Source organism: Streptomyces sp. NPDC060028, from assembly GCF_042736725.1.
Taxonomy (GTDB): domain Bacteria; phylum Actinomycetota; class Actinomycetes; order Streptomycetales; family Streptomycetaceae; genus Streptomyces.
In genome coordinates this window covers 21543-33963 of record NZ_JBHWVJ010000056.1, presented here as the reverse complement: position 1 = coordinate 33963, position 12421 = coordinate 21543, and the positions used below count along the sequence as shown (strand labels likewise).

10 protein-coding genes are annotated in these 12421 nt (G+C 72.1%); 4 read left to right on the top strand and 6 right to left on the bottom strand.

Translation table 11 applies throughout. The features are described 5' to 3' along the window. Positions 1-111: 111 nt before the first annotated feature. From pucD to ACFWBF_RS25155, 3 genes are read right to left on the bottom strand one after another with little or no spacing between them, the layout of a single operon-like run. The gene (gene pucD / locus ACFWBF_RS25165) at positions 112-2517 is read right to left on the bottom strand and encodes a xanthine dehydrogenase subunit D (protein ID WP_385226454.1); all 2406 of its coding nucleotides are present in this window, start codon (positions 2515-2517) and stop codon (positions 112-114) included. 2 nt (positions 2518-2519) lie between these two features. Beyond that, positions 2520-3155 carry a (2Fe-2S)-binding protein gene (locus ACFWBF_RS25160; protein WP_385605822.1) on the bottom strand — a complete coding sequence of 212 codons (636 nt, stop codon included), beginning with the start codon at positions 3153-3155 and terminating at the stop codon, positions 2520-2522. Between the two features lie 2 nt (positions 3156-3157). Next, a complete protein-coding gene (locus ACFWBF_RS25155; protein WP_385605821.1) occupies positions 3158-4054 on the bottom strand; it encodes an FAD binding domain-containing protein in 897 nt (298 codons plus the stop codon). 254 nt (positions 4055-4308) lie between these two features. Here ACFWBF_RS25155 and ACFWBF_RS25150 point away from each other — a divergent pair, with 254 nt between their 5' ends. Then, positions 4309-5991: a PucR family transcriptional regulator gene (locus ACFWBF_RS25150; RefSeq protein ID WP_385605819.1), complete on the top strand. Its 1683-nt coding sequence runs from the start codon at positions 4309-4311 to the stop codon at positions 5989-5991. A 181-nt stretch (positions 5992-6172) separates the two neighbouring features. Next, positions 6173-6943, top strand: coding sequence for a hypothetical protein (locus tag ACFWBF_RS25145; protein WP_385605844.1), 771 nt, complete (start codon positions 6173-6175; stop codon positions 6941-6943). Between the two features lie 190 nt (positions 6944-7133). Here the strand turns inward: ACFWBF_RS25145 and ACFWBF_RS25140 are convergent, their stop codons facing one another. After that, entirely contained in the window at positions 7134-7814 is a 681-nt protein-coding gene (locus ACFWBF_RS25140) for a GntR family transcriptional regulator (protein ID WP_385605842.1), read from the bottom strand. 87 nt (positions 7815-7901) lie between these two features. Between ACFWBF_RS25140 and ACFWBF_RS25135 the strand changes: the two genes are divergently transcribed. Both ACFWBF_RS25135 and ACFWBF_RS25130 read left to right on the top strand, forming a co-directional pair. Further along, complete coding sequence (locus ACFWBF_RS25135) at positions 7902-8744, top strand: (2Fe-2S)-binding protein (protein ID WP_385605817.1); 843 nt, start codon at positions 7902-7904, stop codon at positions 8742-8744. Between the two features lie 191 nt (positions 8745-8935). Beyond that, a complete protein-coding gene (locus ACFWBF_RS25130) occupies positions 8936-10000 on the top strand; it encodes a DUF2637 domain-containing protein (protein ID WP_385605815.1) in 1065 nt (354 codons plus the stop codon). Between the two features lie 44 nt (positions 10001-10044). Here ACFWBF_RS25130 and ACFWBF_RS25125 read toward each other — a convergent pair whose 3' ends face one another. Both ACFWBF_RS25125 and ACFWBF_RS25120 read right to left on the bottom strand, forming a co-directional pair. Beyond that, the gene (locus ACFWBF_RS25125; protein ID WP_385605813.1) at positions 10045-10488 is read right to left on the bottom strand and encodes an ATP-binding protein; all 444 of its coding nucleotides are present in this window, start codon (positions 10486-10488) and stop codon (positions 10045-10047) included. Positions 10489-10618: 130 nt separating this feature from the next. Continuing rightward, positions 10619-12361 carry a pyruvate dehydrogenase gene (locus tag ACFWBF_RS25120; protein WP_385605812.1) on the bottom strand — a complete coding sequence of 581 codons (1743 nt, stop codon included), beginning with the start codon at positions 12359-12361 and terminating at the stop codon, positions 10619-10621. Positions 12362-12421 lie beyond the last annotated feature (60 nt).

The following is a 12421-nucleotide window of genomic DNA, read 5'->3' as shown; positions in this document are numbered from 1 at the left end:
CCCGCGCGGGCGCGGGGGGGGGGGGGGTGTCCGCGCCCCCGCCCCCCCCCCCCCCCGGGGGGGGGGGGGGGGGGGGCCGGGGCCCCCCCCCCCCCCCCCCACCGTGCCGTCCTAGAGGGTGCCGGTGAGGGCTTCCGGACGGATCGGGGTCTTGTTGAGTTCCAGACCGGTCGCCGCTCGGATCGCCGCGAGGACGGCCGGGGTGGACGAGAGGGTCGGGGCCTCGCCCATGCCGCGAAGGCCGTACGGCGCCTTCGGGTCGGCGAGCTCCAGGACGTCGACCGGGATGGTCGGGGTGTCGAGGATGGTCGGGATCAGGTAGTCCGTGAAGGAGGGGTTGCGCACCTTCGCGGTCTTCGGGTCCACGATGATCTCCTCCATGATCGCGACGCCCAGGCCCTGGGTGGTTCCACCCTGGATCTGGCCGACCACGGAGAGCATGTTCAGCGCCTTGCCGACGTCCTGGGCGGTCGCCAGCTCGACGACCTTGACGAGGCCCAGCTCGGTGTCCACCTCGACGACCGCGCGGTGCGCGGCGAAGGTGTACTGGACGTGGCCGTTGCCCTGGCCGGTGACCAGGTCGAAGGGGACGGTCGGGTGGTGACGGTACTCGAGCTCGAGGTCGATCGCGTCCTCGCCCTCCAGCAGCTCGGCCAGGTCCGCGAGGACCTCGCCGCCGTCGGTGACGACCTTGCCGCCTTCGAGCAGCAGCTCGGCCGTCGCCCACGCCGGGTGGTACGAGCCGTTCTTGCGGCGCCCGATCTCCAGGACGGCCTCGCGGACGGCCTCACAGGTGTTCTTCACCGCGCCACCGGTCATGTACGTCTGCCGCGAGGCGGACGTGGAACCGGCGGAGCCGACCTGGGTGTCGGCCGGGTGGATGGTCACCTGCGTGACACCCAGCTCGGTACGGGCGATCTGCGCGTGGACGGTGATGCCGCCCTGGCCGACCTCCGCCATGGCCGTGTGGACCATCGCGACGGGCTCGCCGTTGATGACCTCGAGGCGCACGCGGGCGGTCGAGTAGTCGTCGAAGCCCTCGGAGAAGCCGACGTTCTTGATGCCGACCGCGTAGCCGACGCCGCGGACGACGCCCTCGCCGTGGGTGGTGTTGGACAGGCCGCCGGGCAGCGCGCGGACGTCCGCGTTCTCGCCGGCGGTCTCCCACTGGCGCTCCGGCGGCAGCGGGCGGGACTTGACCCGGCGCAGCAGCTCGGCGACGGGCGCCGGGGCGTCCACGACCTGGCCGGTGGGCATGACCGTGCCCATCTCCATGGCGTTGAGCTGGCGGAACTCGACCGGGTCCATGCCCAGCTTCGCCGCGAGCTTGTCCATCTGGGCCTCGTACGCGAAGCAGGCCTGGACGGCGCCGAAGCCGCGCATCGCGCCACAGGGCGGGTTGTTCGTGTAGAGCGCGATCGCCTCGATGTCGACGTCCTCGAGGACGTACGGACCCACCGAGAGGGAGGAGGCGTTGCCCACGACCGCCGGGGAAGCGGACGCGTACGCGCCGCCGTCCAGGACGATCTTGCACTTCATGTGCGTGAGCTTGCCGTCCTTGGTGGCGCCGTGCTCGTAGTAGAGCTTCGCCGGGTGACGGTGCACGTGGCCGAAGAAGGACTCGAACCGGTTGTAGACGATCTTCACCGGCTTGCCCGTGGCCAGGGCCAGGAGGCAGGCGTGGATCTGCATCGAGATGTCCTCGCGACCACCGAAGGCACCGCCGACGCCCGAGAGCGTCATGCGCACCTTCTCCTCGGGGAGACCGAGGACGGGGGCGATCTGCTTGAGGTCCGAGTGCAGCCACTGGGTGGCGACGTACAGCTCGACGCCGCCGTCCTCGGACGGCACGGCGAGGCCGGACTCCGGGCCGAGGAAGGCCTGGTCCTGCATGCCGAAGGTGTACTCGCCCTCGACGATGACATCGGCGCGCTTGCGGGCCTCTTCCACGTTGCCGCGGATGATCGGCTGGCGGTGCACGATGTTCGGGTGCGGGACGTGACCGATGTGGTGGTCGTCGCGGCCCTCGTGGATCAGCGGCGCGCCCTCGGCGAGGGCGGAGGCCTCGTCCGTGACGAGCGGCAGCTCACGGTAGTCGATCTTGATCTTGGCGGCCGCGCGGCGGGCGGTCTCCGGGTGGTCGGCGGCCACGAGGGCGACCGGCTCACCGTGGTGGCGTACCCGGCCGTGGGCGAGGACCGGGGTGTCCTGGATCTCCAGGCCGTAGTTCTTCATCTCGGCCGGCAGGTCGTCGTACGTCAGCACCGAGTAGACGCCCGGCATCGCCAGGGCCTCGGAGATGTCGATGGAGACGATCTCGGCGTGGGCGACGGTGCTGCGCAGGGTCTGGCCCCACAGCATGTCCTCGTGCCACATGTCCGAGGAGTACGCGAACTCGCCGGTGACCTTGAGGGTGCCGTCCGGGCGGAGCGTGGACTCGCCGATGCCGCCCTTGTTGTGCTTCTGCGTGACGTTGGTCGGCGTACCCGCCGGAACCGTGCGCGTGTTCTGGGCCATGGTCAGACCGCCTCAGACTGACGGGCGGCCGCGAGGCGGACCGCGTCGAGGATCTTCTCGTAGCCCGTGCAGCGGCAGAGGTTGCCGGACAGGGCCTCACGGATGTCCTGGTCGGACGGGGAGGAGTTCTCCTCCAGCAGCGCGTCGGCCTGGACCAGCAGACCCGGGGTGCAGAAACCGCACTGCACCGCGCCGGCGTCGATGAACGCCTGCTGGATGTTGGAGAGCTCCACGCCCTCGCCGGTCTGGGAGTCGGCTGCCCGCGAGCGGAGCTCGCCGTCGGGCCCGTGCGCCCTCCACTGCTTGGCCGCGTCCAGGGAGACGCCGCCCTTGCTGCCGCAGCCGCCGCCGGTGCCACAGCCACCACCGTGGCCGTGCTCCTCGCGCTGCTTGGCGAACTCCGCCAGGCCCTCGACGGTCACGACGTCGCGACCCTCGACCTGACCGGCCGCGACCAGACAGGAACAGACCGGCACGCCGTCGAGGCGGACGGTGCAGGAACCGCACTCGCCCTGCTCGCAGGCGTTCTTCGAACCCGGCAGGCCCAGGCGCTCGCGCAGGACGTAGAGGAGGGACTCGCCCTCCCACACGTCGTCGGCTTCCTGCTGGCGACCGTTGACAGTGAAATTGACGCGCATGATTACGCAGCCCCTTCGAGCGAGCGGCCGTTGTTCGAACCGCGGTACTGCTCCCACGTCCAGACGAGCTGGCGGCGAGCCATGATGCCGACCGCGTGGCGGCGGTACTTCGCCGTGCCGCGGACGTCGTCGATCGGGTTGGCCGCGCCGGAGGCGAGGTCACCGAACTGCTTGGCGATCGACGGGGTGATGACCTTGCCGGACTCCCAGAAGCCGCCCTCTTCGAGCGCGGCGTCGAGGAACTCCTCGGCGGCCTTCGCCCGGATCGGGGTCGGCGCGGCCGAACCGATGCCGGTACGGACCGTGCGGGTCTCGGGGTGCAGCGCCAGGCCGAACGCGCAGACCGCGATGACCATCGCGTTGCGGGAGCCGACCTTGGAGTACTGCTGGGGGCCGTCCGCCTTCTTGATGTGGACGGTCTTGATGAGCTCGTCGGCGGCCAGCGCGTTGCGCTTGACGCCGGTGTAGAACTCGTCGATCGGGATCAGGCGAGAGCCCCGTACGGACTCCACCTCGACCTCGGCACCCGCCGCGAGGAGCGCGGGGTGGGAGTCACCGGCCGGCGAGGCGCAACCGAGGTTGCCGCCGACGCCGCCGCGGTTACGGATCTGCGGAGACGCGACCGTGTGCGAGGCGAGCGCGAGACCGGGCAGCTCCGTCCGGAGGTTTTCCATGATCTGCGTGTACGGGACGGAGGCGCCCAGACGGACCACGTCCTCGCCGACCTCCCACTCCCGCAGCAGACCGATGCGGTTCAGGTCCAGAAGGTACTCCGGCCGACGGTGGTCGAAGTTGATCTCGACCATCACATCGGTGCCACCCGCAATCGGCACAGCTGTGGGGAACTCGGCCTTAGCGGCGAGCGCCTCCTCCCAGCTGGCGGGGCGAAGGAAGTCCATGTGTGGCTCTCTTCTTCTCAATCGGGTCGTTCACTTCAAGCCAGGAGGCCTCTGGGCCCTCGACTGGTCGTTCACGTGCTGTTAACGCGGTGTGGAGCCAGTACACAAGCCCTGCGTCCCTCGGGTGCAGTCACCGAAACCATGAAGGAGTTGGCTGGCGACCTCCCTCGTCTTGTAGATTCGTATGAAAGGCAGGATGCAACGACCTGCCCGATTTCCAACGGCAACATTCGAGACAGATCGGCGGCGACATCATGCGGCTGCGCGCACTGCTGGAAACCGAGGCGCTGGGGCTGCGGCTGCTGGGCGGCGAGGAAGAACTCGACCGGACGGTCCGCGGGGTCATGACGACCGACCTGAGGGATCCCAGCCGATACCTCTCCGGGGGCGAACTCGTCCTCACTGGCCTGGCTTGGCGTCGGAATTCAGCCGACTCCGAGCCGTTCGTACGAATCCTCGCGGGCGCGGGCGTCGCGGGCCTGGCGGCCGGCGAGGCGGAGCTGGGTGCCATCCCGGACGATCTGGTATCAGCCTGTCGGCGCAACCGTCTGCCGTTGTTCGCCGTGAACGAAGACGTTGCATTCGCCACGATCACCGAGTATGTGGTGCGGCAGGTTTCCGGCGAGCGCGCCGGTGATCTCGCGGCCGTCGTCGACCGCCATCGCCGCTTGATGACCTCCGGTCCGGCCGGTGGCGGACCCGATGTGGTGCTGGATCTGCTCACCACGGACCTCGATCTGCGGGCCTGGGTGCTGTCCCCCACGGGCCGCCAGATCGCCGGAGCGGGCGAACCGCTGGCGCCCGGCGTGTGCGCGGCCTTGGCCAGTGAGCACCTCGCGGCGGTCCGGACGGGCCGCAGGGGGCCGCACAGGATCTCCATCCAGGGTATTACCTACTCCCTCTTCCCGATCAGGGGACACGGCCGCGCAGGCGCGGGCGGCGCGGTCCCCCGAGACGTGCGCGAGAGCGTGCTGTCGGACTGGCTGCTGGCCGTGGAGGCCGACGCCGGCGACTGGCCGGCCGAGCGCCTGGACCTGCTCCAAGGCGTCACCCAGCTGATCGCCGTCGAGCGGGACCGGCGCGACGCGGCCCGTACCGTGCGCCGCCGCCTGGCCCAAGAGGTGCTGGAGCTGGTCCAGACGGGCGCCCCGCCCGCCGACATCGCCGCCCGCCTGCGGGTGGCCGCCCCGGTGCTGCTGCCCGGGCTGGGCGCCGCCCCGCACTGGCAGGTCGTCGTGGCCCGGGTGGACTGGGACGGCGGGGACATCCCCGGCGGCCCGGTGGCCCAGTCGCTGCTGGAGGAGATCCTGGTCGACCCGTCCGTCTCGGGGCCGGAGCCGTCCGACCGGATCGCGGTAGCCCATGCGGGTGACGAGGCCATCGCCCTCGTACCGCTGCCCTCCCTGTCCGGGGACACCGGCGAGGACAAGGGCCCGGACTCGGCGCTGCACGCCGACGAGCTGCTCGCGTCCGTACGGGAGCCCCTGCAGGCCGGCCTGGCCGACGACGGCCGGCTCACCCTGGGCGTCAGCGCGGCGGTGCACTCCGCCGAGGGGCTGCGCGGGGCGCTGGAGGAGGCCCGGCACGCCCGCCGGGTCGCCGCGGCCCGTCCCGGCCGGGTCTGCGCGGCCGGGCACCACGAGCTGGCCTCGCACGTCCTGCTGCTGCCGTTCGTGCCGGACGACGTGCGCCGCGCGTTCACGGCCCGGCTGCTGGACCCGCTGCGGGACTACGACCGCCGCCACCGGGCGGAGCTGATCCCGACGCTGGAGGCGTTCTTGGACTGTGACGGGTCGTGGACCCGCTGTGCGACGCGACTGCACCTGCACGTCAACACGCTGCGCTACCGGGTCGGGCGAATCGAGCAGTTGACGGGGCGGGACCTGTCCCGGCTGGAGGACAAGCTCGACTTCTTCCTGGCACTGCGGATGAGCTGAGAAGATCCCGTTCCTGCGCGGAGGGGGGCCGGGCAGGGGCGGCTGATGATCCGTCCGGACTTTGTGAAAGAGTTCACCCGACCCCTTGGCCGGAGCCGTCGATCCGTGCTCTCATTTCGCCCCAGGGCTCGACGACGTGCTGCTTGGTTGCTTTGGGGAGGGCAATGTGGCGGATACCGCCATGTCCGGTGCCGGAACTACGGGGGGAGACGACCCCCTCCAGCGGGCGATATGGCGGCTGCGCTCGCGCGGCTGTTGGACCGACGCGGCGGCTCTGCTGACGCCACACGTCGGCAGGGCCGGCGACGCGGGCGCCGCGGTCCAGCGCACCGCGCTGCTGGTGGAGCGGTGCCTGTTCACCGGCCAGGGCTGGGCCGAGGCGGAGGACGCGCTGCGGGTCGCGGAAGCGGCGGCGGGGAGCGACGACGAGCGGGGCGCGGCCGCGTGCGAGCGGGGCCAGCTGGCGTACGCCGCGACCGTGCTCGGCGTACGGGACCGGGCCGACGAGGCCCGCTCGGCGCTGGGCCGGGCCGCGGCGCTGCTGTCGCCCGGGTCGCGGACCAGGCCGCTGCTGGACTTCCGGCGGGGGCTCGTCGCGGAGCACATCGCGGACGCCCCGCAGTCGGCGCTGCCCGCGTACCGGCGGGCGCACGCGGGGGCGGCGGCGCACGGCGACACCCTGCTGCTGTCCTTCACCTGGCGGCACCTGGCCGCGCTGGCCCTGCGGGACGGCGAGGTGGCGGAGGCGCGCAAGGGCTTCGCGGAGTCCCTCCGCATCCGGGAGGACCTCGGCTTCCTGGTCGGCACCGCCCCCGCGCTGGCCGCGCTGGCCGAGGCCGAGCCGGAGCCGGAGGCGGCCCGTCTGCGCGCGGAGGCCCGCCGCCTGTTCCACCTCCTGGGAGGCATCCCCACCTGGCTGGCCGACCAACTGGCCCCGTCCCCGGCGGCGTAGCCGCCCACTCGCCTGCGGCGCGGCGTTCTTCGGCCGTACCTGCACGGCGCTCCGCGCCCGCGCCTCAAACGCCGGCGAGGCTGAGATCTGAGCAGCCGCGGCGGGCAGGTGGCCGCGGCAGATCCAGCCTCGCCGGCGTTTGAGGCGCGGGGTCCGGGGCGGAGCCCCGGGTTTTGAGGCGGGCCGGCTCTCAGGCGGGGGCGCCCCGGAAGTGGGCGCGGACGAGGGACTCGACCGCCGCGAGGTCGCCCGCGACGAGGGCTTCCAGCAGCGCCGCGTGCTCCGCCGCGTCGGCGACGAGTTCCGCCCGCCGCACCCGCGGAGCGCCCGGCAGGGGCCATTGGGCCCGCCGGTGGAGGTCCTCCGACACCCGGACGAGCTGCTCGTTGCCCGCCAGCCCCAGCACCGCCCGGTGAAAGGCCCGGTCCGCATCGGCATACCCCGCCGCGTCCCCCGTCGCCGCCGCCTCGGCGGTCGCCTCGGCCGCCGGTCGCAGGTCCGACCAGGTCTCCGGCGGGGCCGTACGCGCCAGCCGCAGCATCACCGGGACCTCGAGCAACGCCCGTACCTCGGCCAGCTCCGCCCGCTCCCGCGGGGTGCGGGCCAGCACCCGGAAGCCACGGTTCGGGAGGCACTCCACCGCCCCTTCCAGCGCCAGCTGCTGCATCGCCTCGCGCACAGGGGTCGCGGAGACCCCGAACCGCTCCCCCAGGGCCGGGCCCGAGTAGACCTCGCCCGGCGCCAGGCCGCCGTCGAGCAGCGCCGCGCGCAGGGCGTCGAGCACCTGCCCGCGCACCGAATGGCGCACCACTTTCCTCGTCTGTGCCGGTACCCGGGCTCGGGCCGTGTCGTGCACTCGGTCCTCCAACAGGTCTCGACCTGTTCCGAGGATACGGCCTGATCGAGATCGGGTAAGGTAAGCCTAACCTGTTAACGATCGCTCGATCGGTGGTCCCCCATGCCCGTCCTGGCCGCCCCGCCCGCCCTGGCCGACGCCTACGCGCGCCTGACTCAGGCGTACGGCGGCCTGCGCGTCGACGAACTCTCCCCGCACGAGCCCTCCCCCCGCGGCGCGGGGTGGGTCGGCGCGGACGAGCTCGCGGCGGGCGGTCCGGCCCTGGACGCCTTCCTCGCCCGGGACGAGGCCCAGATCCTGCGGGACCACGGCCGCCGGCCCCGCCCGGACGTGGTCGCGGGCTTCGGGCTGCACCGGTACGCCTGGCCAGCCTGCCTGCTGATCACCGTTCCGTGGTTCCTGTCGCGGCGCGTGCCCCGGCTGCCGGCCGCCGGCGTCGCCTTCCACCGCGCCCACGGCCGGATGGCGGTCCGCCCCGACACCTTCGCCTGCCTGCCGGACGACCCCGCGGCCACCCTCCCGGGGGCCCGGGTCGTACCCGACGAGGAGGCGCTGCGCGCCGAGGTCCGGGCCGCGGTGGCCGAGCACCTCACCCCCGTACTGGAAGGCTTCGGCCCGCGCATGCGCCGCAGGCACCGCGCGCTGTGGGGCATGGTGACCGACGAGGTCGTTGAGGGCCTCTGGTACGTGGGCCACCTGCTCGGCGGCGACGAGGAGGCCCGCGCCATGCGGGAGTTGGAGCTGCTGCTCCCCGGCTCCACGGCCCCGTACACCGGCGGCGCGGGCTTCCGTACGCTGCCGGGCCCGGGCGGCCGCGAGCTCCCCACCCGGGACCGGGCCGCCTGCTGCCTCTTCTACACGGTCCGCCCCGAGGACACCTGTGTCACCTGCCCGCGCACGTGTGACGCGGACCGGATCTCCCGTCTCACGGCCGCCGCGGGCTGAACCCACCCGTAAGACTGACCGTATTCGAACCCAACTCACTCCATGCGAGCGGGGGTTCGAATCACAACACCCTATCCGGCGGGCCCCGCCCCCCGATGGCGTCCACTTGCCCCGAAACCCGCATGCGGGGCCGACCGGCTGCGCCACTATGGCGCCCGGAAGGCCGCATACGCGAGGCAAGGGACATCCGCATGAGACTGACCGACATATCGCTGGACTGGCTGCTGCCCGGCAGCCTGCTGATCCTGGGCGTACTTGCGGCAGTGGCAGTGCTGGCCCGGGGCAAGCGCGAAGGCGAGAAGGCCGCCGCGGCCGAGGACAGCTGGGAGCGCAGCGAGGAGCGGCGGCGGCGCAAGGAGGCCGTCTACGGGACTGCCTCGTACGTGCTGCTGTTCTGCTGCGCGGCGGTCGCCGCCGCGCTCTCCTTCCACGGACTGGTCGGCTTCGGACGGCAAAACCTCAACCTCTCCGGGGGCTGGGAGTACCTCGTCCCCTTCGGGCTCGACGGCGCCGCCATGTTCTGCTCGGTGCTCGCCGTCCGCGAGGCCAGCCACGGTGACGCCGCCCTCGGCTCGCGCATGCTGGTCTGGCTCTTCGCGGGCGCGGCCGCGTGGTTCAACTGGGTGCACGCGCCGCGCGGCGCGGGACACGACGGGGCCCCGCAGTTCTTCTCCGGCATGTCGCTCTCGGCGGCCGTGCTCTTCGACCGCGCCCTCAAGCAGACCCGCCGGGCGGCGCTGCGCGAACAGGGCCTGATCCCGCGGCCGTTGCCGCAGATCCGGATGGTCCGCTGGATGCGGGCGCCGCGGGAGACCTTCGAGGCGTGGTCGCTCATGCTGCTGGAGGGGGTGCGCACCCTCGACGAGGCCGTGGACGAGGTGCGCGAGGACAAGAAGGAGAAGGAGCAGGACCGCCACCGCAGGCGCGAGCAGCACCGCCTGGACCGCGCGCACATCAAGGCGCTGGGGCGGCAGAACCGGGCGTTCGGCCGCGTGGGCCGGGCCCGTCAGGTCGACGTGCCGGGGCTGGCCCCCGCAGCGGGCTCCGCGCCGGTCGGCGCGGAGCCGGCCATAGCGGAAACGGGACAGCTGCCCCTTCGACGCCGGCCCTCCCTGCAGGCCGTGAACGCAACCGAACCCGCTGAGGCGGCCGGTCCCCGGACGGTGGACCTCACCGCCGAGGACGACACCCAGACGCTCCCCCGGCTCGACTCGCTGGAGCGCAAACTCAAAGACCTGGAGCAGCAGTTCGGCTGAACACCCGGCCGCTCCACAAGGCCCCGCGGGGCCCGCCTGTCCACTCAGGCGGGCCCCGCTTCGCATGCGCCGTCCAGCTCGAACCACACCACCTTGCCGCTGCCGAGCGCGAGCGCGTCCACGCCCCACGCGTCGGCGAGCGCCTGCACCAGCACCAGCCCCCGGCCGTGCGTACCGTCGTCGGCGGACGGTACGTGCGGCCGCGGGCGGCGGGCGGCGTAGTCCCGGACCTCCACCCTCAGCCGGGTGGCGGCGAGGCTCGCGGACACCTCCGCGCCCTGGTCGGTGTGCACGAGGGCGTTGGTGACGAGTTCGGTGATGAGCAGCTCGGCCACCTCGGCGGTGTCGGCCTGGCAGCGATGTCGCATCAACTCCCGTAAGGCCCGGCGCACTTCGCCCACCGCCTTCAGGTCGGCCCGGCGTACGCTGCGGGAGATCTCCCGCGCGTCCACCGCTCCGCCGTCCCTCTCGGACGGTTCGCGCGGCACCGGCCGCCCCCTTCTCCACAGCTTCCCGCTCTTCGCCCCCACCCGCACGGCGATGTACCTCCCGTGTGCATTGCTCTCGAACAGGCCTACGGGATGCATGCCCGCCGGGGGAATCCGCACTCCTGCGGGCTCACGGGCGCGGTACGTTGCGGAGGTTGGATCGAGCCATCTGGAGCATCCGGCCCACCCCGCCGTCCAGCACGATCTTGCTGGCGGACAGTGCGAAACCGGTCACCATCTCGGCACTGATCCTCGGCGGAATGGACAGGGCGTTGGGGTCCGTCACCACGTCCACCAGGGCCGGCCCCTTGTGCTTGAACGCGTCCTTCAAAGCCCCCGTGAGCTGCTTGGGCTTCTCCACGCGGACCCCGTACGCCCCCGCCGCGCGGGCGATCGCCGCGAAGTCGGGATTCGTGTTCGTCGTTCCGTACGAGGGCAGGCCGGAAACCAACATCTCCAACTCGACCATTCCGAGGGATGAGTTGTTGAAGAGGACCACTTTGACGGGCAGGTCGTACTGCACCAGGGTGAGGAAATCTCCCATCAGCATGGAGAAACCACCGTCGCCCGACATCGACACCACTTGACGTCCGCGATCGGTGAACTGTGCCCCGATGGCCTGCGGGAGGGCGTTGGCCATGGAGCCGTGACTGAAGGAGCCGATGATGCGCCGCTTGCCGTTCGGGGAAAGATAGCGCGCGGCCCAGACGTTGCACATGCCCGTGTCGACGGTGAACACGGCGTCCTCGTCGGCCAGTTCGTCGAGCACCGAGGCCACGTACTCGGGATGGATCGGCGTGTGCTTCTCCACCTTGCGCGTGTACGCCTTCACCACCCCCTCCAGCGCGTCCGCGTGCTTCTTCAGCATCCGGTCGAGGAAGCGCCGGTCGGTCTTGGCCTTCACCCGGGTGTTCAGGGCGCGCAGGGTTTCCCGTACGTCTCCCCAGACGGCGAGGTCCAGCTTGGAGCGGCGGCCCAGGTGCTCGGGGCGGATGTCCACCTGCACGATCTTCACGTCGTCGGGGAGGAAGGCGTTGTACGGGAAGTCCGTGCCGAGCAGGATCAGCAGGTCGCACTCGTGGGTGGCCTCGTAGGCCGCGCCGTAGCCCAGCAGTCCGCTCATGCCGACGTCGTACGGATTGTCGTACTGGATCCACTCCTTGCCGCGCAGGGCGTGCCCGACCGGGGCCTTGACCCGGCCGGCGAACTCCATCACCTCGGCGTGCGCGCCGGCGGTGCCGCTGCCGCAGAACAGCGTGACCTTGTCCGCGTCGTCGATCAGCCGGACCAGCTTCTCGATCTCGCCCTCGCCGGGCCGCACCGTCGGCCGCGCGGTCACCAGCGCGTGCTCGACCGCCTTCTCCGGGGCCGGCTGCGAGGCGATGTCGCCCGGCAGCGCGACCACGCTGACGCCGCTGCGGCCGATGGCGTGCTGTACGGCGCTCTGCAGCAGCCGGGGCATCTGCTGCGGGTTGGAGATCAGCTCGCTGTAGTGGCTGCACTCGCGGAACAGCTGGTCGGGGTGGGTCTCCTGGAAGTAGCCGAGGCCGATCTCGCTGGAGGGGATGTGCGAGGCGAGCGCGAGGACCGGGGCCATCGAGCGCTGGGCGTCGTACAGGCCGTTGATGAGGTGGAGGTTGCCGGGGCCGCAGGAGCCCGCGCAGGCGGCGAGCCTGCCAGTGATCTGGGCCTCGGCGCCGGCCGCGAAGGCGGCCGTCTCCTCGTGCCGGACCTGGATCCACTCGATGTCACCCGTCCGGCGGATGGCGTCGACGATCGGGTTCAGGCTGTCCCCGACGACTCCGTACATCCGCCGCACGCCCGCGCGCACGAGGATGTCGACGAACTGCTCCGCCACGTTCTGCTTGGCCATGGAGGGGGCGCCCTTTCCGGTTCGGCTCTGCCGTGTGCGCCTTCCATCCACGCATGTTCC

Excerpts from the sequence above, each read along its gene's own strand:
- ACFWBF_RS25150 (WP_385605819.1), top strand. The coding sequence starts at position 4,309 with ATGCGGCTGCGCGCACTGCTGGAAACCGAGGCGCTGGGGCTGCGGCTG.
- ACFWBF_RS25160 (WP_385605822.1), bottom strand. The coding sequence starts at position 3,155 with ATGCGCGTCAATTTCACTGTCAACGGTCGCCAGCAGGAAGCCGACGAC.
- ACFWBF_RS25130 (WP_385605815.1), top strand. The coding sequence starts at position 8,936 with ATGAGACTGACCGACATATCGCTGGACTGGCTGCTGCCCGGCAGCCTG.
- ACFWBF_RS25120 (WP_385605812.1), bottom strand. The coding sequence starts at position 12,361 with ATGGCCAAGCAGAACGTGGCGGAGCAGTTCGTCGACATCCTCGTGCGC.
- ACFWBF_RS25155 (WP_385605821.1), bottom strand. The coding sequence starts at position 4,054 with ATGGACTTCCTTCGCCCCGCCAGCTGGGAGGAGGCGCTCGCCGCTAAG.
- ACFWBF_RS25145 (WP_385605844.1), top strand. The coding sequence starts at position 6,173 with ATGTCCGGTGCCGGAACTACGGGGGGAGACGACCCCCTCCAGCGGGCG.
- pucD (WP_385226454.1), bottom strand. The coding sequence starts at position 2,517 with ATGGCCCAGAACACGCGCACGGTTCCGGCGGGTACGCCGACCAACGTC.
- ACFWBF_RS25135 (WP_385605817.1), top strand. The coding sequence starts at position 7,902 with ATGCCCGTCCTGGCCGCCCCGCCCGCCCTGGCCGACGCCTACGCGCGC.